Annotated in this window: 15 protein-coding genes; 11 read left to right on the top strand and 4 right to left on the bottom strand. The window is 63.0% G+C overall.

Annotated features, from left to right (window positions below):
- Positions 1-34: 34 nt before the first annotated feature.
- Together NUH19_RS07605 and NUH19_RS07600 are read right to left on the bottom strand one after the other, a co-directional pair.
- Positions 35-2,146: a glycoside hydrolase family 3 protein gene (locus tag NUH19_RS07605; protein WP_262315958.1), complete on the bottom strand. Its 2,112-nt coding sequence runs from the start codon at positions 2,144-2,146 to the stop codon at positions 35-37.
- Positions 2,147-2,252: 106 nt separating this feature from the next.
- Complete coding sequence (locus tag NUH19_RS07600) at positions 2,253-3,386, bottom strand: GntR family transcriptional regulator (protein ID WP_262315957.1); 1,134 nt, start codon at positions 3,384-3,386, stop codon at positions 2,253-2,255.
- A 612-nt stretch (positions 3,387-3,998) separates the two neighbouring features.
- Between NUH19_RS07600 and NUH19_RS07595 the strand changes: the two genes are divergently transcribed.
- The 10 genes from NUH19_RS07595 to NUH19_RS07550 all read left to right on the top strand — a co-directional run bounded on the left by NUH19_RS07595 (position 3,999) and on the right by NUH19_RS07550 (position 16,020).
- A complete protein-coding gene (locus NUH19_RS07595) occupies positions 3,999-5,321 on the top strand; it encodes a family 43 glycosylhydrolase (protein ID WP_262315956.1) in 1,323 nt (440 codons plus the stop codon).
- Positions 5,322-5,334: 13 nt separating this feature from the next.
- Entirely contained in the window at positions 5,335-6,924 is a 1,590-nt protein-coding gene (locus NUH19_RS07590) for a type 2 periplasmic-binding domain-containing protein (RefSeq protein ID WP_262315955.1), read from the top strand.
- Positions 6,925-7,029: 105 nt separating this feature from the next.
- Positions 7,030-7,950 (top strand): ABC transporter permease, encoded by a 921-nt coding sequence (locus NUH19_RS07585; protein ID WP_262315954.1) that lies wholly within the window; start codon positions 7,030-7,032, stop codon positions 7,948-7,950.
- Complete coding sequence (locus tag NUH19_RS07580) at positions 7,944-8,849, top strand: carbohydrate ABC transporter permease (RefSeq protein WP_262315953.1); 906 nt, start codon at positions 7,944-7,946, stop codon at positions 8,847-8,849. The genes NUH19_RS07585 and NUH19_RS07580 overlap by 7 nt, the downstream gene beginning before the upstream one ends.
- 236 nt (positions 8,850-9,085) lie before the next feature.
- Positions 9,086-9,721 (top strand): DUF624 domain-containing protein, encoded by a 636-nt coding sequence (locus tag NUH19_RS07575; RefSeq protein ID WP_262315952.1) that lies wholly within the window; start codon positions 9,086-9,088, stop codon positions 9,719-9,721.
- An 80-nt stretch (positions 9,722-9,801) separates the two neighbouring features.
- Positions 9,802-10,767 (top strand): Gfo/Idh/MocA family protein, encoded by a 966-nt coding sequence (locus NUH19_RS07570; protein WP_262315951.1) that lies wholly within the window; start codon positions 9,802-9,804, stop codon positions 10,765-10,767.
- A 30-nt stretch (positions 10,768-10,797) separates the two neighbouring features.
- Entirely contained in the window at positions 10,798-12,129 is a 1,332-nt protein-coding gene (locus NUH19_RS07565) for an ROK family transcriptional regulator (protein WP_262315950.1), read from the top strand.
- 10 nt (positions 12,130-12,139) lie between these two features.
- Positions 12,140-13,534, top strand: coding sequence for a glycoside hydrolase family 30 protein (locus NUH19_RS07560; protein WP_262315949.1), 1,395 nt, complete (start codon positions 12,140-12,142; stop codon positions 13,532-13,534).
- Positions 13,535-13,584: 50 nt separating this feature from the next.
- Complete coding sequence (locus NUH19_RS07555) at positions 13,585-15,759, top strand: glycoside hydrolase family 31 protein (protein ID WP_262315948.1); 2,175 nt, start codon at positions 13,585-13,587, stop codon at positions 15,757-15,759.
- A 78-nt stretch (positions 15,760-15,837) separates the two neighbouring features.
- Positions 15,838-16,020: a hypothetical protein gene (locus NUH19_RS07550; RefSeq protein ID WP_262315947.1), complete on the top strand. Its 183-nt coding sequence runs from the start codon at positions 15,838-15,840 to the stop codon at positions 16,018-16,020.
- 852 nt (positions 16,021-16,872) lie between these two features.
- On the opposite strand, the gene NUH19_RS07545 is transcribed toward NUH19_RS07550, so the two are convergent.
- Positions 16,873-17,937 carry a glycoside hydrolase family 172 protein gene (locus tag NUH19_RS07545; RefSeq protein WP_262315946.1) on the bottom strand — a complete coding sequence of 355 codons (1,065 nt, stop codon included), beginning with the start codon at positions 17,935-17,937 and terminating at the stop codon, positions 16,873-16,875.
- Positions 17,938-18,009: 72 nt separating this feature from the next.
- Positions 18,010-19,611 carry an alpha-amylase family protein gene (locus NUH19_RS07540; protein ID WP_262315945.1) on the bottom strand — a complete coding sequence of 534 codons (1,602 nt, stop codon included), beginning with the start codon at positions 19,609-19,611 and terminating at the stop codon, positions 18,010-18,012.
- A gap of 262 nt (positions 19,612-19,873) precedes the next feature.
- Between NUH19_RS07540 and NUH19_RS07535 the strand changes: the two genes are divergently transcribed.
- Positions 19,874-21,352 (top strand): alpha-L-fucosidase, encoded by a 1,479-nt coding sequence (locus NUH19_RS07535; RefSeq protein WP_262315944.1) that lies wholly within the window; start codon positions 19,874-19,876, stop codon positions 21,350-21,352.
- Positions 21,353-21,371 lie beyond the last annotated feature (19 nt).

Genomic DNA, 21,371 nt, shown 5'->3' with positions numbered 1-21,371 from the left:
CGACCACGGGCGTTCGCTCGTTTTTTGGCGTATTCTACTTGCTCAGTGTCACGTGCAGCGCCTGCTGGCCGGTCAGCGCGGCCGTTCGCGCGTCCGGCTGGCCGAAGCCGACGTACACGTCGTAGTCGGTGTCGGGCAGGTGGGTGCCGCCTTGGGCATCGACCACGCACAGCGCGTCCGCCCCCACGGTCAGCGTCACCCGCTGCGTCTGCATCGGCGCCACGGTGACGCGCTGGAAGGCGGCGAGCCGGGGATGCGGGGTCGCGTCCGGATGGTTGGCCCGGAGGTAAACCTGCACCACCTCGGTCACCGGATACGGCTCCGGATTGTGAACCTGGACCGCCACGGCCGCCTCGCGGTCTGCGGTCAGCCAACGAACGCCGGCGTCTGCCAGCGTCATGTGGCCGTAAGTGAGGCCGTAGCCGAACGGGAACAGCGCGGCTTGGGGCATGTAGCGGTAGGTTCGCTTGGCCATCGCGTAATCCGTGAAGGCCGGCAGCTCCGCCGTGCTTTGGTAAAACGTGATCGGCAGCTTGCCGGTGGGGCAATGCCTGCCCAAAAGCACGTCGGCGACGGCCTGGCCACCCAGCGCCCCCGGGTACCAGACGTCGAGAATGGCCGTCAGGTTGGGATGGGTCTCCAAGCCACCGAGCGTGACGGCCGAGCCGGCCGTCAGAATCAACACGACCGGCTTGCCGACCGCGAGCAGTTGCGCGAGCAACTGCTGCTGGCGACCGGGCAGCGCCAAGTCGCGCCGGTCGCCGGCCGCCTCGGCGTTGCCAGCGTCACCCTGCTCGCCTTCGATGGTCGCGTCCATGCCCAGACACGCAATCGTGAGGTCGCTGTGTTCCGCGGCGCTGACGGCCTCGACCAGGCGGTCAGCGGGCTCGGCCAGGGGCTCGGTGCGGTCCAAAAACAGGTGGCAGCCCTCGGCGTAGTTAAGCCGGACGCCTGCCGGTAGCACCTGCCGCAGCCCGGCCAAAATGGTGGTGCGGTTGGAGGCGGTGCCGTTGTAGTTGCCCTCAAGGACCCGGGTGCTGTCGGCGGTTGGCCCGACGACGGCCACGCTGGTCAAAGACGCCAGCGACAGCGGCAGCTGCCCCGCGTTTTTCAGCAGCACGAAGCTCTTGGCCGCGGCCTCGAGCGCCAGGGCGTGGTGAGCGGGGGTGTCGTTTTCGGCGTAATCGATCTCGGCGTAGGGGTCGTCTTCGGCGAACAGGCCCAGCCGCATCCGCGTGGTCAAAACCCGCTCCGCGGCTCGCGTGATCGTGGCCTGGTCGACCAGCCCGGCGGCCAGTGCCTGGGAAAGCGCCGGCGCCAGGTGGCCGGCGCAGAGGTCGCACCCCGCCTGCAGCGCCTGGGCGATGCTTTGGGCGTCGCTGGTCGTGTAGTGATGCGTCGCACAAACATCCTCCTCGGCGCCGAAGTCGGAGACGACGTGGCCGTCAAAGCCCCATTTTTGGCGCAGGGTCTCGGTCAACAGCGTGGCGTTGACCGGCGCCGGCACCCCGGCGACGGCGTTGTAGGCCGCCATCACGCTTTCGACGTGGCCCTCCTGCACCGCCGCCTTGAAGGCCGGCAGGTAGGTTTCGGTCAGGTCCTTGGGCGTCGGCCGCGCGTCGAACTCGTGGCGCAGCGCCTCGGGGCCGCTGTGAACGGCGAAATGCTTGGCGCAGGCGGCGACGCGCAGGTAGGGGCCGTCGCCCTGCAGGCCGTGGATGTAAGCGACCGCGTTTTTCGCCGTCAAGTAGGGGTCCTCGCCGTAGGTCTCGTGGCCGCGGCCCCAGCGCGGGTCGCGGAAAATGTTGACGTTGGGCGACCACACCGTCAGCCCCTTGTAAATCCCGAAGTCGCCGTGTGACACGGCGTCGTTGTGCTTGGCGCGAACCTCCGTGCCGACGGCGGCGCCGATTTTGGCCAGCGTCGCCGGGTCGAACATCGCCGAAAGCCCAATCGCCTGGGGAAAAACGGTCGCGGTGCCGGCCCGGGCCACGCCGTGCAGCGCCTCGCTCCAGTAATTGAAGGCCGGCAGGTGCAGCCGCGGAATCGCCGGGGCGTCGTATTCGAGCTGCGCAATCATTTCGGCCGGGGTCATCTGGGCCACCAGCGCCTGCGCCTTTTGCCGTGCTTGAGCATCTGAGATCATGAGTGCCTCCTTAGGCAAGCCTTCGCTAGAGCGAAAAGCCAAGAAGATCGGCAGAACTATAGTCTGCTGTTTGACGCGTCAGGGTCGAAACGAATCGTGACGTAACCTATGAACGCGGGGCTCCGGTCGTGTCGCCAACAACCAAGTCGACATCGACTAATTGGCGATAGCGCTTGTCATGATTGGCCATCGCCTCTTTAAGGGTTGTGACGGCGGCTTGGCTAAGTGCCTGCTCGCGTTGGTGAATGTGCGTGAAGCGTGGCGTTTGCTCCAAATAGTAGTCCGGTGAGTCAAAGCAGGCGATGGAGAAGTCGTCAGGCACACGATAGCCAAGGTCCGTCAGGCACATGTACAAGAAGGTCGCCGGATAATACTCGGCGATGAAGAACGCCGTTACGTTAGGATTGGTTGCGATGAATGCGCGTAGTTTCGGCAGGAACTGGCGCTTTTTTTCGGCGATGTCGGTCGGGTCTTTAAAGTCAAAGGTCGGCAGGGTCAGGGTGCCACCGAGATAATTAGTGTTGGTGTCATCCGTGTAGTTGGACAGGTACAACTGTGCGGTCAGCACGCGGTCCCGCAGCGACGAGTCATTGCCGACTTCGCCCTGCGCCACGGCAATTGTTCGGTGCCCAATGTTGATTAGGTGGTCTAAGAGTAGTCGCGTCGCCGCCTTGTTGTCGGTTGAAACGAAGTTGGCGTTGGCGTCTTGGACGTACCGGTCGAGCAGCACCACCGGAAAGTCGCTGAGAATCATCTTCAGAATTTCGGAACTGATGAATTTCCCGGGGACCGGCCAGATGATCAGGCCGTCGACCGGGTATTCTTTGCACTCGCGGATAATCTGCGCCTCGCGGTACTGGTCGTCTCTTGTCCCCATGTAAAAAAGGCGCAGGTCATTGTCCTGAGCAATTTGTGAGGTCTCAAAAAGTAGGTGGGTCCCAAAGCAAGGGGTGATTTCGGGTAGCACGACGCCGATCACGCTGTGGTGGGTGATCGGGGCGGTGCCGTCGGAATCCTCACCGGCGGTTTTGACGAAAGTGCCGCGACCGGCGAAGCGCTCGATCAGCCCCTCGCCTTCCAGCGCGTCTAGGCTCTTGCGAGCGGTGACGCGGGAAACCGAGAAGCGATCGACCAGCTCCTTTTCCGTTGGCAGCTGGTCGCCGGGACGGTAGGTGCCGTCCCTGATCTGGGACTTGAGGTGGTCGGCGATGGTGACATAAATCGGGTCTTTCTTTGGCATTGGCTATCCCTCACGTAGGAATTTGAATTGGTTGGTGCGGTGTGGTGGCGCGGCCGCGAACGGCACGGCGCAACAAGGCCCACTGGTCTACCCGCGGTGCGGATCGCCTGCCAGAGAGCTCGCATACATTATAACAAATAATACAAACGGTTCAATGCCATTTTTTGAAAGTTGCAGATGAAAACGGGCACCGTTTTGGCATGACCGTTTGAAACGCCGTCACATCAGGGGTTGCGACCTGTAACCCAATTCGGAACATGTCACGAGCTTGGAACGCGATGGCGAACACGAGGTGACTTCGTAAAATTATTTTACCAACCTAACCGGCACCGGTACGTTGCTTTTGGTCGGCGATCAGCGCCGAAGCCAGGCCCAAAGCGAAAGATTGTCAACTTAACGGTATGGTTGGGCGACACAAACAAACGGCGTGTTGAAATGTTACAAATATACAGACAATGTAGACGACCTTTAAATATTGTGGTATCTTACGAGCGAAGGTGTTTGAGAGCGCTTCACATCCGAACGCACGGCGTTTGGTATAGACTGTTCGGCGCGATGTCGCACTCAATCCTTTTGGACCTAATGCCATTATTTTGAAGGGAGCGAAACTTCTTGGACAACTTGGCGAAGCGACGTCACAGATCCTATTCGATCAACCCATTTGTTCAAAGCATTTTCACCGCCGACCCGTCGGCGCATGTGTGGAACGACGGTAGGCTGTACGTCTACCCGTCCCGCGACATCGATCCGGCGCAGGGCTGCGACTTCATGGATAAGTACCACGCGTTTTCGACCACGGACATGGTCAACTGGCGCGACGAGGGTGAGCTGTTCGACTCATCCAAGTCGCCTTGGGGCCGGCCCAGCGGCGGCTTTATGTGGGCGCCGGACTGCGCCTACCGCAACGGCCACTACTACTTCTTCTACCCGCACCCAAGCGAAGAGGCTTGGAACGACTCGTGGAAGATCGGCGTGGCAAGCAGCACGAGCCCGACGCAAGGGTTCGCAGACCTCGGCTACATCGAAGGGGTCGGCGGCTTTGCGATGATCGACCCGGCCGTGTTCGTCGACGACGACAACACCCCGTACTTCTACTACGGCGGCGGTGGTCACTGCATGGCGGCGGTTTTGAACGACGACATGCACTCGCTCAAGACCCCGCTGGTGCCGATGGAGGGGCTCGGCGACTTCCACGAGGCGTCATGGACGTTCAAGCGCAACGGCATCTACTACCTGACCTACTCGGACAACCACTCGGGCAACAACCACCTGTGCTACGCGATGAGTGACAACCCGCTGGGGCCGTGGCAGGCGATGGGGCCGTACCTGGCGCCGACCAACTGCGAGACCAGCCACGGCTCGGTGGTCGAGTACAAGGGCCAGTGGTACGCATTTTACCACTCCGACGACCTGTCTCAGGAAGGCGTGCTGCGCTCCATCTGCGTCGATCCGGTCGAGTTCAACGAGGACGGCACGATGCGCCTGGTGGTGCAAAGCCGCAACGGCCGGCTGCCGCTGGCGGATGCAGCGCCGACCCCGCTCGGCCAGCTGCAGGCCTACGGGCTCAACGAAGCCGAGCTGACCGGCGTGGCGGCTCGCCCGTTTGCCGGCAACTACCAGGACCTGGCCACCGAACCGATCGACCGCGCCGAACAGGTTGTGACCTTTGACGCCGTGGACGGTTTTGCCACCGGCCGGGTCAACCTCGGCTTCCACTACGCGACGCCGGCCAAGTTGGCCAAGCTGCAGCTGTTTGTGAATGGCAAGTTCGAGACGCTTTTGAACCTGCCGTTCTCCGGGGCCCTCGATAACTTCGACGGCTTCTCGAATTACACGGTCACGATTCGCCCAGGGAAGGTGAACCAGATCAGCATCAAGGGGTATGAAGGCACGTTTGCTTTAGAGGCTTTATCGGTAGAAGACTACGGTGAATAAAGGGGAAAACATAATGATCAAAAGTAAGAAGCTTTGGTTCATTTCCGCGGCGATCCTTTCGAGCTTGATCTTAGTGGGTTGCGGTGGCAGCAAGTCCAAGGAAAGCAGCGGCAAGGACGCGGCTTACCACATCGTGCGGCGCGGGTTCCAAGACGTGCGGCCGGATGCCAACAAGCTGTGGATGTGGAAGGAACGCTACAAGCAGTCCGGGGTGAAGGTTGATTTTGAAGAAATCACCGACGCCTCGCTGGCCGACAAGAAGAACGTGCTGCTGGCCTCCAAGGACCAGCCGGACGCCTACTACGGCATGAACTTCTCCAACACGGAGCTGGCCAAGTACGGTGGCCAGGGCCTGTTCATTCCGCTGGAAAAGCTGATCAAAAAAGACGCGCCGAACCTGCAGAAGCTGTTCGACAAGTACCCGGACATCAAGGCGGCGCTGACGCAGCCCGATGGCCACATCTACGCGATGCCTTACCTGAACCTGGAAGACAACACGAAGAAGATTTACTTCAATAAGAAGTGGATGGACAAGCTGGGGCTGAAGGCGCCGACCAACCTGAAGGAATTCAAGACGGTTCTGAAGGATTTTGTCACTAAGGACCCGAACGGCAACGGCAAAAAGGACGAGCAGGGCTGGTACAACGACACGACCAACAGCTTCAGCAACACGCTGGACCGCCAGATTATGGGCGCTTACGGCCTGACCAACGCCGGCGACTTCTCCACCTCCGCGCTCTTTTACCTGAGCAACAACGGTAAGAAGGTCAAGATGACCGTCACCGACCCGAAGTACAAGGAAGTGCTGAAGTACGAGCGTGACCTGTACAAAGAAGGCCTGATCAACCAGCAGACCTTCGGCAACGTGACCAAGGAAAAGTGGCTGGCCGACGGCACCGACGGCATCGTCGGCGCCTACACCGAGTCTGGCCCGGCGCAGTTCGGTGCCAAATCCACAGATTACGTCGGCATTACTGGGCTGAAGGGCCCTGCCGGCGACAAGTCCACTGCGGTTTACTACCCGATGGTGGCCGGCCCATCGGCCTTCATGGTCACCAGCGCCTGCAAGAACCCGGCCCGGTTGGTCAAGTGGATGGACTACATGTACGGTGAAAAGGGGATTATCCTCGGCGCCTTCGGTAAGAAGGGGGTCACCTACAACATTGAAAACGGCAAGATTGTTTACGACAAGAAGATTCTGGACTACAAGGACGGTATTCAGCTGGGTGCCTTCCAGTGGGTCGACAACGTCTACGGCGGCGGCTACCCATACGTTGAACCAACGTTCCAGCAAGTGGCTAACGCACGTAAGATGACGCTGGACCAGTACTGGCAGTGGGCGAGCCCGGCAACGCACTCCCACAAGTTCATCGGCAAACTGGTCGGCGACCTGCCAACGACTCAGGAAGAGGCGGACACCGTGACGCCGATCATGAACGACATTGGCAAGTACGTCACCCAGGCGCGTGTTGATTTTGTCACCGGCAAGACCGACATCGACTCCGGTTGGGATGCCTACGTCAAGCAGATCAAGAAGCTTGGTGCGGACAAGTATATGAAGATTAAGCAGACTCAGTACGATCGCTACATGAAGGCGCGTTAATTTCCATATCGAGCAGGAGGCGGAACGGTTCATGGTCACCATGGGACGTTTCGCCTTCGCTTATCCGCCGCGTGGCAAGTCCCAAATCGAAAAGGAGTCAAAGACATGACGAACACCAATACCAAAAGACGGCTGATGCCGCGGTTCAAACACCCGTGGCTGTACATCATGCTGATTCTGCCGGTCATCTACTTCTTGATCTTCTGTTACGGTCCAATGTACGGGATCGTGATCGCGTTCAAGAATTACTCACCGGTACTCGGGGTCTTCAAGAGCCCCTGGGTCGGCATGGCGCAGTTCACCCGCTACTTCCAGTCCAACTACTTCATGGAAACGCTGATCAACACCCTGCGGCTCAGCCTGTACAGCCTGGTGGTCGGCATTCCACTGCCGATCATCTTGGCGGTGATGTTCAACGAGCTGAAAAACAAGCGGTTCAAGGCCATCAGCCAAACCATTTCTTACGTGCCAAACTTCATCTCCGTCGTCGTTGTCGTGGGGATGGTGCTGTTCTTCACGTCCCCGGTCGACGGGGTGTTTAACACCGTTTTGAGCTTTTTCCACATGCACAAGGTCGACTTCATGGGCTCGACCAGCATCTTTCCGCATGTGTACGTCTGGTCCGGCGTCTGGCAAGGGGTTGGTTGGGGGACCCTGATTTACACCGCGGCCATGTCCGGCATTCCCCAAGACCAGTACGAGGCGGCCTACCTCGATGGCGCGACCAAGATGCAGACCATCTGGCACATCACGCTGCCTTCGATCAAGCCGACCATCGTGATCAACTCGATCCTGGCCGCCGGCGGGGTGCTCGGCGCCGACTTCCAGAAGATCCTGCTGATGCAAAACGACATGAACCTGCCGGTGTCGGAAGTGATTTCGACCTACGTCTACAAGCTGGGGGTCGTCGGCTCGGACTTCAGCTTCTCAACCGCGATCGGCCTGTTCAACAACATTGTCAACTTCGTCGTGCTGATCGCCGTCAACCAGATTGCCAAGAAGGTAGGTGACACGAGCTTATGGTAAACCTGAAAGTAAAAGCCGAGACCAAGGCCGACCGCACCTTCGATGTGGTGAACGTGATCCTGGTCGCCATCATCACGCTGCTTCTGCTGTATCCGCTGTGGTTCGTGGTCATGGCGTCGTTCAGTAACCCCCGCGAGATCTTCAAGACCCCTCTGCTGCTGGTGCCGCAGGGCTTCAACCTCGAAGGGTACAAGATGATTTTCACCAACAAGGACATCTGGACCGGGATGCGCAACTCGGTGATCTACACCGTGTTGGGGACCTTGGTCAACCTGGTGATGACCACGCTGGCCGCCTACCCGCTGTCGCGGCGCGAGCTGAAGGGGAAGGGGCCACTGACCTTCTTCTTCACCTTCACCATGTTCTTCTCCGGCGGCCTGATTCCCTCCTACTTGCTCAACCAGATGCTGGGCATCGTCAATACCGTGTGGGTGATGGTGATTCCGGGCGCGATCAGCGTCTACAACATGATCATCATGCGGACCTACTTCGTCCAGAGCATTCCCACCGAGCTTGAGGAAAGTGCCTACCTGGACGGCGCGTCGGACATGCAGCTCTTAATCAAAATCGTGCTGCCGCTGTCGACGCCGATCATCGCCGTCATGACGATGTTCTACGGGCTGGGCCGCTGGAACAGTTACTTCGATGCGATGATCTACCTGTCCAACCGCAGCCTGTTCCCGTTGCAGCTGATCCTGCGCGAAATCCTGATTCAAAACCAGACGCTGGCCAACAACAGTCAGCTTCTGACGACCAACACGATGGACACGATCAGCCAGTCCAAGGAGGCCATCAAGTACGCCTCGATCGTGATCTCGACGCTGCCGATCCTGGTGCTGTACCCGATCACGGCCAAGTACTTCGAAAAAGGGATCATGCTGGGTTCCGTGAAGGGTTGATCGCAGTCTACGCCGGCGACGTCGGCACGGGTTGCGTGTGGTCTGGGTTGTGACCAAGCGCAATCGCGGTCGCCGAAGCCAGCGTCGCCACAGGCGCGTGACGGTGCCTGTGGGGTTCGGGGTGTGTGACCGAACCCATGCGGCGCTGCGGCGACCTGATTGCCGCCGCGCCAGGCGTGACGGCTCGTGACACTATCGCAATCGTGGATCACAAGCGGATCCGGAAGGGTGAGATTATGGCAGCTTTTGTCTATCGGTTTTGCAGTTACTACCTGAACTTGCTGGTGCTCAACGTCTTGACCTTGGTTGGGATCCTGGCCGGCGGGGTGGTGCTGGGCTTTTTCCCGGCCATTCTCAGTGCGATGTCGCTGTACCGCAAGTTCCACCGCGACTTCGACTCGTACTTCAAGTTCCGCTTCATGGTCAAGCTGTACGTTGAGCGGTACCGGGCCAATTTCTGGTCGGCCAACCTGCTGGGGCTTCAGGTCCTGGGGATTGCGGCGTTGTTGTACCTGGAGTTTCGGATGACCACGTTGCTGAGCGACCCGGTCACCGTGTTCTTCCGGTACGTGCTGGACGTGGTGATCGTGATCAGCGTGATCAGCTTCCAGACGCTGTTGGCGCTTTATGCCTACTTCGACCTGCCGAAGTCGCGCTACATCCTGCAGGCCTACCTGGTCACCCTGACCAGCCCGGTGCAGCTGGCGGCGATCCTGGCCTTTCTGGTCGGCTTCTACGTGGTCTTTCGCTTCCTACCGGCGTTCTTGCTGCCGGTGTTCATCACGGCGCAGCTGGCCGGAACCTTCCACATTCTGCACAAGCGGTTCCGTCACCTGGCCGAGTTGAGCAAGCAGGTGAGCCCGGCGGCCTGACCACCGGCGGGTTGCAGGGCCTGTGGTGATATCGTCACGGGCCCTGTTTGTTTGAATCAAAAAGCATTAAGGAGGAGCTTATGCCAAATTTACGCTGGGGCATCATCGGCCTGGGGCGGATCGCCCGTGAGTTCGTGGCGCAGTTTCCCGCCGGTCAGACCCTGTACGGCTGTGCCGCGTCGGCGCCTGAACGGGCGGTCGCCTTTGCCAAGGACCTGGCCGTGCCGCACGTGTACGACAGCTACCGGACGCTATGCGCCGATCCGGCCATCGATGTGGTGTACATCGCGACCACCCATGATTTTCACGCCGCCGACATCCGGCTGGCGCTTGAGGCCGGCAAGCACGTGCTGTGCGAAAAACCGATCACGCTCAACGGCCGCCAGCTGGCGGCGCTGACCGCGCTGGCCGTTAAGAAGGGGCTGGTGCTGATGGAGGCGCAGACGATTTACCACATGCCGCTGTACCGGGCCATCGAAGACTTTGTGACTGCTCACGCGGTGGGGCCCCTGCGGCTGGTTCAGGCCAGCCTAGGCGAGCAGGTGCCCGTCAATCTTGAGGACCGCTTCTACAACCCGCAGCGAGCCGGCGGCGGCCTGCTGGACATGGGCATCTACCCGCTGAGCCTGACGCGGCGCTTCATGACTGCCAGGCCAAAGCTGGTCGCGACTGCGGCCACCAAGGCCGTCACCGGGGTGGATCTCACCAGCACGTTGGTGTTAACCAACGCCCAAGGCGAGCAGGCCGTGTTGGTGACCAGCCTGGCGGCGCGGCTGCCCAACCGCGCCTACCTGACCTTTGCCGACGGCTCATTTGAAATCATCAACTTTGGCCGGGCGGCGCAGGCGACCTGGCTGCCCAACGAGGGCGAGCCGGTGACCGTCAGCGCTGGGGCCACCAGTCGGGCGATGGGCTACGAGGCGCAGGCGCTGGCGCAAGCCGTCGCGTCAGGCACCAACCCCACCGCGGCCTGGACGGCAGACACCATGGCGGTGATGGACGCCGCTCGCGCTCAGTGGGGGCTGCGCTATCCCGGGGAGGATTAGCGCAAGCGCCATACCTTTGGAGGTGGGACCATGCAGGAAGTGAAAAGTCGGGTGCAGGCCGAAAACGAGCAGCGCATCCTGCTCGAGGTGTTCAACCGCAAGCTGACGTCACGCAGCCAGATTGCAAGCGCCAGCGGCATCAACAAGGCCACCGTGTCGGCGCTGGTGGCCGACTTGCTGGCGGCCGGGCTGTTGCGCGAGCGCGGCCAGGGTCAAAGCACCCAGCTCGGAGGGCGGCGACCGACGCTTTTGACCATCAACTGGGACCTGGGGTACGTGGTCAGCGTCGGCTGGGGCAAGACGACGCTGGACCTGCTGTTCGCGCGGCTCAACGGCGCAGTGCTGACGACGGCGCAGTTCCCCATCAGCGGGATGGCCGCGACGGCGGTACTCGAGCTGATTGTTGCCCAGATTGCGGCGTATCCGCGTCACCAGCGCCTGCTGGGCATCGTCGTGGCCGTGCCGGCGGTGGTGGACCGCGAGCGGTCCGTGGCCACGGGTTTTCCGGGGCTTGCGGCGCTTGATCCGGTCGGCGCCTTGGCGACGCGCTTCCGGGTGCCGGTGTCCCTCCACGCGGCGGCCGACCTGGCGGCAATCTACGTGCGTGATTTTCAGCGCCGCGGGGCCGGCGAGGACCTGGTGTGTCTCAGCACCACGGACGCCGTCGCCGCCGGCATCATCATCGGTGGTGAGCTCTACACCGGCTATCGCCACACGGCCGGGGCGGTCGGCACGTTGGCCCGGCCGCGCGGCGCCGCCGCGGGTCGCACCGGCGGGACCACGAATCGGTCAGGTGAAGCCTCGGCGCGGCCAGGCGGGACTGCGGATGCGTCAGGTGAAGCCTCGGCGCGGCCAGGCGGGACTGCGGATGCGTCAGGTGAGGTCTTGGCCCGACCAGGCCGAGCCGCGAATCAGCCAGGCGAAGGCTGCCCGGGGCCCTTGGTGGGGCAGCCGGTGACGTCGGAGCTCGCGCTGCGGCAGGCGGTGGCCCAAAGCCTGGGTGACGGGCCCTACACGACGGCGGCCATCGCGCAGCTGGCGACCGCTCGCAACCCGGTGGTCACCGCCTTGGTTGGCGATTTTTGCCGGGGGCTGGCGGCGGTCATATTTAATCTCGCCACGGTGCTTGGCCCGGCCCGAATCGTGGTAAACTCCCCTTTGGTGGCCGCGATGCCGCGGCTTTTGGGGGAGTTGCGCAACCTGCTGCCGACTGCGATTCGCACGACGGTCACCCTGACCGCCGTCACCGGGGTTGATCACTGCGAGCTGCTCGGCGGCTGTTCGGTGATGGCCCACGCGCTGCTCGGGGTGGCCGACAACCGGCTGGCTATGGGCGCGACTGTTGCGCAAGACACACAATAGGAGGTTTGAGATGTTCAAAGTTGTTCAATCCACCGCGACCGCGGCTTGGCAAACGCCGCCGGTAACGGCCGCAGACGACAGGCAGGCCGCGCTCGGCGTCGCCGCCGTATCGCCTCGGCCGTTTTGGGGCTTTGGCACCTGCTTCAACGAGCTGGGGATGGTCGCGCTGCAAAAACTCGCCGCCACCACGCGAGCGGCGGTGCTCGACGCGCTGTTTGACCCGGCCGGCGACTTGCACCTGCAGATCGGCCGGCTGCCGGTCGGGGCCAGCGATTACGCCGTCGACTGGTACAGCCACGACGGCGTTCGCGGCGACTACGCCTTGGCGCATTTTAATATCGACCGCGACCGCCAGTGGCTGTTGCCCTACATCCAAGAGGGGCTGCGCCGCAACCCGAACCTGTTGCTATTCGCCTCGCCGTGGTCGCCGCCGGCCTGGCTGAAGTACCCGGCGGTGTACAACTACGGCCACCTCAAGGCCGACCCGCGCAGCCAGCAGACCTACGCCGACTACCTCGTTCGCTTCCTGCAGGCCTACGCGCAAGCCGGGGCCCCGATCGCCCAGCTGCACGTGCAAAACGAGGTGGTGGCGGATCAGAAATTCCCGTCCTGCGTCTGGTCCGGACCACAACTCGCCACTTTCATCGGCGACTACCTCGGCCCCGCGATGACCGCGGCGGGGTTGGACACGCAGCTGTGGCTGGGCACGATCAACTCGGCGGATTACGCCGCTTTTGCCGGCGCGGTGCTGGCCGATTCTCAGGCCCGAGGCTACATCCGCGGCGTCGGCTACCAATGGGCCGGTAAGGCGGCGCTGCAGCAGACGGTGGCGGCCTACCCCGAACTCGATTACCTGCAGACGGAAAACGAGTGCGGCGACGGCCAAAACACCTGGGCCTACGCCGAGTATGTGTTCGATCTGATGCGCCACTACATCACCAACGGGGTGGCCGGCTACACCTACTGGAACGCGGTGCTTGAAATCGGCGGCGAAAGCACCTGGGGCTGGCGGCAAAATGCGATGATCTCGGTGGATCCGACCACCGGCACCGTCTCTTACAACCCCGAGTTCTACGTCATGAAGCACGTCGCCCATGCGGTGCAGGCCGGGGCCCATGCGCTGTCGCTGACCGGACCGCTGGCCGGCAACGCCCTGGGCTTTGAAAACCCGGATGGCAGCCGGGTGGTGGTGATCAGTAATCCGCTTGAAGTTGAGCGGCGGGTGACGGTGAGCCTGGGCGGTGCGGTCGGAAGCGGGACCGGCACCGCGGCTGAGACCGCGACCGGCACCGGAAACAGGACCGCCGCGGCCGCCGTCCAGGCCCAGCGTGTGATCCAGACCGGTGCGGCGGTGGCGGTGACCTTGGCGCCGCACAGCTTCACAACGGTGGTCAGCGCAGGCTGAAAACGCGATCGACCGTGCCGAACGCGCGGCCAGAGATGATGGAGGGGACTATGACAGTTTTCGCAGCAGGGACGGATTTTCTCGAGTGGCGGGTGCAGACCGAAACCGTTCGCCTCACCGCCTGGGGGGCCAACAGCCTGCGGGTGGTGAGCCGACCCAATGGCGAGCTGGACCTGACCAGCCCGGCGTTGCTTGGGCCGACCCGGGCCGCAACCGTGACCATTGAGGCGACCCGGGCCAGCATTCAAAACGGGTCGCTGACCGCCGTGGTCGACCTGACGCACAACGGTGGCGGTCAGCTGGCCTTTTACGATGACCAAGGCCAGCTGTTGCTCAAGGAGGCCGACGACGGCGGGGCCCTGATGCACCGGGCCCGGGACTTTCAGCCACTGGGCGGCGGCGACTGGCGGCTGAAGGCGACCTTCCAGTCGGCGCGAAACGAGCGGCTGTACGGCATGGGGCAGTACCAGCAGGACTTCTTTGACCTCAAGGGCTGCAACCTGGAGCTGGCGCAGCGCAACTCGCAGGTGACGATTCCGTTTTACCTGTCGGATCAAGGCTACGGCTTCTTTTGGGACAATCCGGCGGTCGGCTCCGTCTCCTTCGGGCGCAACACCACCGAGTGGCGAGCCGACAGCACCGCCCAGCTGGACTACTGGGTGACGGCCGGCGCCACGCCGGCGCAGATTGTGACTCAGTTCACCGCCGTGGTCGGCCGGGCCCCGGAGATGCCCGAGTACGGGCTGGGCTTTTGGCAGTGCAAGCTGCGCTACGCGACGCAGGCGGAGGTCCTGGCCGTGGCGCGTGAGTACCACCGGCGCCAGATCCCCATCGACGTGTTGGTGATCGATTACTACCACTGGCCGCGCTGCGGTGACTATCGCTTCGATCCGGACGCGTTCCCGGACCCCGCGGCGATGGCGGCCGAGCTGCACGAATACGGCATCAAGCTGATGGTGTCGGTGTGGCCGCAGATTGACGTGCGAAGTGAAAATTACGCGGAGATGCGCCAAAACGGCCTGCTGGTTCAGACCACCCGTGGCCTGGATGTTCAGATGATTTTCCACGGCAACAACGTGTTCTATGACCCGACCAACCCCCGGGCTCGCCGCTACGTCTGGGACAAGGTGAAGCACAATTACCTGGACCAAGGCGTCGACTTGTTCTGGCTGGACGAGGCGGAGCCCGAGTTCGGCACCTACGACGCGGCGCTGTACCGCTACCACGAAGGCGCCGTGCTGCAGGTCGGCAACCTCTACCCGCGCGAGTACGTACGGGGCTTCGCGGAGGGCCAAACCGCGCTGGCGAGTCAAGGCGGTGCGGCGGCGGAGCGGGTGGCGGCCGCACCGGCGGCCGCAAGCGCTGCGGCGGCTGAAACCCAACCGGTCTCGACCCAACCGGCCGCACCCCAGGCGACCGCAACACCGGGTGCCGCAACTCAGGCGACCTCAGCCCCGGCTGTTGCGACCCCGGCGACCGCAATCGACACGCTGACCCCGGCCGTCAACCTGGTTCGCTGCGCCTGGGCCGGTAGCCAGCGCTACGGGGCGTTGGTCTGGTCCGGTGACGTTCATTCCACCTGGCAGGATCTGCGCAATCAGATGGTGGCGGGGCTTCAGATGGGCATCGCCGGCATTCCTTGGTGGACGACGGACATCGGCGGGTTCCACGGCGGCCAGGCCGCGTCGCCGGCGTTCCAGGAGCTTCTGATTCGCTGGTTCCAGTACGGCGCCTTTTGCCCTGTCATGCGCATTCACGGGGCCCGGCAGCCGTTCACCAAGGTCTACAAGGTCAGCGGCGAGGAAACCGAGGGCGAAGGTGCCGCCAACGAAATCTGGAGCTTCGGCGAGGCCAATTACGCAATTATGAAAAAATTCATCCTGATCCGCGAGAAGCTGCGGCCGTACTCGCGCCAGGTCATGCATGCGGCACATACGCAGGGACTGCCGGTCATCCGGCCGTTGTTCCTAGCGTTTCCGGCCGACGTGGCGACCTGGACCGTCGCCGATGAGTACCTGTACGGCCCGGACATCCTGGTCGCCTCGGTGACCACGCCGGGCGCAACGAGCCGCGCGGTTTACCTGCCGGCCGGCGCGAGCTGGACGGATGCGCGAGACGGCCAGCAGTATGCAGGCGGTCAGACCATCACCGCCCAAGCGCCGCTCGAGACGCTGCCGGTGTTTCTGCGCGACGGCCGCCCGACCGTGCTGCAGGGTGAGCTGTGACGGGCGGCAAAAGTGTTGGTTCTTGTTGCGCGATTCGTTATACTGTGCGTATCGACTAACGCAAAGCGAGGTAAAAACATGGCGGCGTTTCAGACAATCGACGACTACGTTCAGTTCTGGCAGACCTGCACCGTGGCGCAGCTTCAGGCCATCGCCCAGGAGCACATGGGCGGCTTCGACCCGGCCGCGGACAAGGCGGCGCTGGTCGCCGACCTGAAGCGAGGGATGGCAGTCTGGTGCGAGCAGCACGACGGGGAGTAGGCGCTGCGCGGCCACCGCGGGGCCGGTCAAAGTTATGTCAACCGCGAGCAAGCCAAGCACTGTGAAACTGGCCCGAGGCGTGTGCTGAATCAGGGCAGGCAAAGTTATGTCAACCTAGTTTGGCGGCTGGCAACCCGCCACTGCGCAAAGTGATGCCACCTTCTGGCAACCGAGCGATCCAACGGCTCGGTCAAAGTTATGTCAACCAACATTGACCCGGGTTGCCACCGGCCGCAACGCAAGGACCGCTCAGCAGTGGGCGGTCCTTTTTGGTGGCACCGCGGTTGCCACAGTTAGCCGCCTGGGCGAGCTTATAAATTGACGGCCAAAATGACAGGGTTTACACTAGCTCTAGATGATTATCTTAGGACGGGGCGGCGGCTTTGATCACAGCCGCAGCACGGCCACCGTCTATGGGGAACGGTCCGGGACATAAGCATTCCCAGTACCCCACTCATGCCATGCCGAACCAGGCAACAACGCCGACGTTTTCGTGCAACGGTCCCCTCCGATTGGGACCGACCACCAGGGTGTGGACCACCACCCACCGGCCGCGTTTTGTCCCGCCTACTCGCACTGCGAGGTAGCTGCGGCGGGGCATTGACCGGTGGCTTGTACCGCTTGTTTCAAGCGGCATCGCGACTTGCGCCCGAGCCGGTCGCGACCGCCGCGTCACCGCACTAACCAGCAAGAACACCGAGGCCGCCGCGCGTTTTCACCCGCGGTGGCTTCGGCGCGTCCGGCGCAGCCTGTGCCGGACGTTTTTGAATGCCACACAAAACGGGTTTCCCCACGTTCGCGCCGCCAACGGCCGGTGCAACGCGGGGGAACCCGTTTTTCGTGGTGCCGACCTCAGTTGACCTCCAGCCAGTCGGCGTCAAGCCGCGGTTCAAGGGACGCGCAGTCCGGCCGGTCCAGGTAAAAGAACGCGGTGGAGGCGATGTCGTCTTGCTGGGGGAGGTAGCGGCCGCCGCTGCGCCAGCCCAGCGACTGCAGCGTGACGCGCAGCCCGGTGGTGAAGCGAATCGGATCCAGCACGTGCCAGCGGTACAGGCCGAAGCGCTGCTGGCTTTGGTACAGACCATCCGGTTGAATCACCTGCGGCAGCCCGAGAAAGGCGGTCGAGTAGCGGCCGTATTGGCCCTGCGGTTGCTCAAAGTTCCACGCGCCGCCGAAGTAGTCCTCGGTGCCGGTGCCGCAGATGGTCGGAAACTCGCGGTCGGCGTCGAGGTAAAACTTCATCTCGCCCTCGCCCCACCAACCGGCGCTGTTGCTTTGGTAGGCGAGGTACGTGCCGACAAAATGCCCGGTGCCCTCAATCTGCGGCAGGACGGGGTGAACCGCCTTGGCCGCCAGCGGGTGGCTGCGGTGCCAGTAGGCCTGAAAATACAGGCAAGGCGAAGCGATTGCCTCCAGCGCGTAGTCGATCTGGTAGTACAGCGGCAGTGCTTCATCGCCCAGGTTGACGATTTTGATCGTTGCGTGGCTCAGAAACGGCATCTCCCAGTAGCAGTTCATGCCGCCGGCCGGGTTGACCGCCACCGGCAGCGAGTTAATGTTGCAGCGCGTGTTCCACCCGTTGCAGAAAAAATCACCGTACGGGACCCGCACCCCGGGCAGGGCGGCGTCGTCCCAGGTGAACTCGAGCACCAGGCTGCGCCAGTGGGCGGGAAAGCAGGTCATCCAGATGTGCTTAATCGCGCCTTGACCGGTGATGTCGGCCAGGGTGGTGGTGCTGTGCGGCGCAAGTTCGACGGAAGGGGAGACCTTCCAGCCGACGCCGAGCTCCCGGGCTGCGGCGGCGCCGGTGCCGGTGGTGGCGCGACCCCCGCCGCTAGGTTCACCGGTCGGGTTTTCGGCAGAAATCGAGCGGCTCAGGGACGCCTTGGCGTGGGTTAATTCGGATAGCAGGGACATGGGGAAACCTCCTTGGGTTTGGAGAAAAGCGACTTTGTTCGGCGTGGACCAACCGGCGGCAAGCGGCAAGCGTCACATCGGCGCCAGCGGCGATGTCTCCCAGTCGTAGACATCGCGCCGGCTGCCATCGGTCCAGACCTGTGGGTAGCGGCCGTCAAGCACCGATACCGGTGCGTAACGGGCGGTTTGCGCCACGTTTTGCGCGAAGGCCTGAGCAACCGCCGCTGCTTGCTCGGCGGGGAGCTTGCTGAAGTCGCAAGAAACCAGCAGCGGGGTGCCGCTTTGGGCCAGCAGGTTCAGCCACTGGCGATTTTGGGCCCAGTCAATGTCCGGGGTGAGGCCCACGCAATCCGCGTCGGCGAGGTAAAACGTCCGGTGCTGCGGCAGGCGCATGGCCAGCGAATTGACGCCCATCGCGACGGTGCGGCGGAAGCTGCGGCCGCTGGTGTCGTCGCCAATGCGCATCAGGTCGATGAAGCCGGCGGCGAGGTGGCCGACCACGTTGCAGCCGTTGAGCAAAACCGGTCCCGCGGCCTCCCGAATCGCCCGGTAGAAGTTCTTCACAATCTCGGCTGTGGTGTGGGTCTGATCCTGGAATGCCAGCGGTCCTTGTGCGTAGTCGAGCCCCATGGTCGGCCCCCACTGGGCGAACACATCGACGGTGGAAAAATCGAACTTGATCAGCTCAAACCCCCAGTCGCCGAAGCGTCGCACGTCGGCTTGCACCGCGGCCAGCACGGCCGGGTCGCTGATGTCCAGCGTGAAGGCGTCGCCGTCTTGGCGCAGCGCGTGGGGCCGAAGCGCCGCTGTCGTGGTCAAAAGCGGCCGAAACCACAGGCCGGGCCGGGCCCCGGCCGCCTTGATGGCCGCGGCGACGGCGGCCATGTCGCCGAACTTGGCGTTACCACCGGTCCAGGGGCCGCCGTTGTAGGCGGAACTGTGGTCGCACTGCCAGCCGTCGTCAACCACGCACCACGGCCGAACCGGCAAGCCTTGACACAGCGCCGCTACGGCCGCGGCGTTGTGGACGACGTCTTCGCGGTTGTTGTCCCCGTATGCGTAGTACCAGTCGTTGGTGCCGATCACCTGCGGCAGTGGCCGCGGTTGATGCGCCTGATTCAGCCGGGCGCAAAATGCCGTGAGGGCCAGCAAGGGGTCGGCGGCGGGACTCGTGAAGCTCACCACCTCACAGCACGGCAGCTGGCGGTCGCCCAGCAGAAGCGGGCGCGTGCCGCTGCGCAGATCCAGCCACAGCATCGTGGACGTATTCGTCACGGTCCAGCTGCACAACGTGTTGGGCTGCGTGGCCACCCCCAGGCAGTGGTTGCCTGCCGGGCCGTGTTCGACGAAGTACCAGGGATACACCGCGGCCTCGTCGAGCGGGGTGAAGCGCAGCTCACCGTAGGCCCGTTCGAAGGCGTCGCCCATGAACAAGGCGCCGGGCTGCGACTCGCGCGGCCAGGTCAGCCGCAGCCGCTGCAGCGGTTGGTCGCTGGCGGTAATGGCGACCGCCAGGCTGGCGAAAACGCCCGTGACCGTTGCGGCCGCGTCGCTGGTGGTTGCCTTGGTGGTGACGCGGATGCCGGCGGCCGCCCAGGTATCGCCCTGGCGGGACAGCTCCTGCCAGGCACCATCGGCGCGTTGCACGGTCATTTGGTTGGGATCAAAAGTCATATCACACCTCCAAAATTAGTTGGTCAAAGAAAATTCTCGGGCAGGGGTCAATGAAACGCGAAGTGCGGTTGGACCGATGCTGGGCGATGCGGGTCACCAAGGCCACGGTGGCACCGCGATGCGCCGGCAAGCCCTGTGTTTCACGTGAAACGAATGGCCGCCGTTTTGGTCGAGACGTCGCCGGGGCTGGACAGCGGGTGGCGAGACGTGTAAGCTTCTGCCTTGAAGAAAGCGTTTTTAAAAATCAAAAGGAGCAGATCACATGACCTTACAACAAGACTTGGCTCGCATCGACGCGGTGATCGCCCAGGGTCCGTACCAGGCGACCTGGCAGTCGCTGGCGCAATATTCGGTGCCTTCGTGGTACCGCGACGCGAAGTTCGGCATCTTCATTCACTGGGGCGTCTTCTCGGTGCCGGAGTTCGGCAGCGAGTGGTACCCGCGCAACATGTACATGCAGGACGCGCCAGAGTTTGCTCACCACCGCGCGACTTACGGCGACCAGCGCGAGGTCGGCTACAAGGACCTGATTCCCAAGTTCACCGCCGCCAAGTGGGATCCGCAGGCCTGGGCCGACCTGTTTGCGGCGGCCGGGGCCAAGTTCGTGGTGCCGGTGGCCGAGCACCACGACGGGTTTCAGATGTACCGCAGTGAAATTTCGCACTACAATGCCTACGAAATGGGGCCGCACCGCGACGTCGCCGGTGAGCTCAAGCTGGCCTTGAACCAGCGCGGCCTGGTCTACGGCGCCTCCTCGCACCGCATCGAACACTGGCACTTCCTCGGCCATGGTCGTGAATTCCCGAGCGACATCCACGACCCGCTGCACCGCGGCGACCTGTACTGGCCGGCGCAAAAGGAGCCGGCGGATGCGCTGGACATCACCACGCCACAGCCGGATACGGAATACATGCAGGACTGGCTGGTGCGGTCTTGTGAAATCGTGGACCGCTACCAGCCGCGCGAAATGTACTTCGACTGGTGGATCGAGCAGCTGGCGATGAAGCCTTACCTGCAGCGTTTTGCCGCCTATTATTACAACCGCGCGGCGCAGTGGGGCATCGTGCCGGTGATTGCCTACAAGTTCGACGCCTTCGCCTTCGGCACCGCGTTGCCCGACGTCGAGCGCGGCCAGTTCGCGGATGTCCAGCCCTACGCCTGGCAGACCGACACCGCCATCGCGCGTAATTCGTGGTCCTGGACCCCGGGCAACGATTACAAAAAGGCGCCGGAGGTTCTCTGCAACCTAGTCGATGTCGTCAGCAAGAACGGTAACTTGCTGCTGAACGTCGGCCCCCACGCCGACGGCACCATCGCCCCGGAGGAAAAGTCGCTGCTCTTGACCGTCGGCGCCTGGCTTGCGGTCAACGGCGAGGCCATCTACGGCTCCCGCCCGTGGCGCAAGCCGGCGGAAGGCCCGACCGCGGCGGTCGGCGGCAGCTTCGCCGACAGCAAGGCAATCGCCTACACCGACCAGGACTTCCGCTTCACGGTTAATGACGGCAACCTCTACGCCATCGCGCTGAACCCGACGCCGGGGCATGAGATGTGCATCACATCACTACGAAGCCCCCACGACCACAACTACGACGGCGTGGACTTCCACGGCGGCATCGCCGCGGTCGACGTGCTCGGCGCCGCCGGTGAAACCAAGTGGCACCGCGACGCGGCGGGGCTGCACGTCGCCGCAACTTGGACAACGGATGGGCTGCCCGTGGTGGTGCGGGTTAAGGTGAAGTAGGGCCCAGGCGAATGAAAAC

The sequence above is a fragment of the Lacticaseibacillus parakribbianus genome (assembly GCF_025490915.1).
GTDB classification, from domain to species: Bacteria; Bacillota; Bacilli; order Lactobacillales; family Lactobacillaceae; genus Lacticaseibacillus; species Lacticaseibacillus parakribbianus.
Note: the sequence above shows the minus strand (reverse complement) of the source record. Positions and strands in the feature narration are given on the sequence as shown.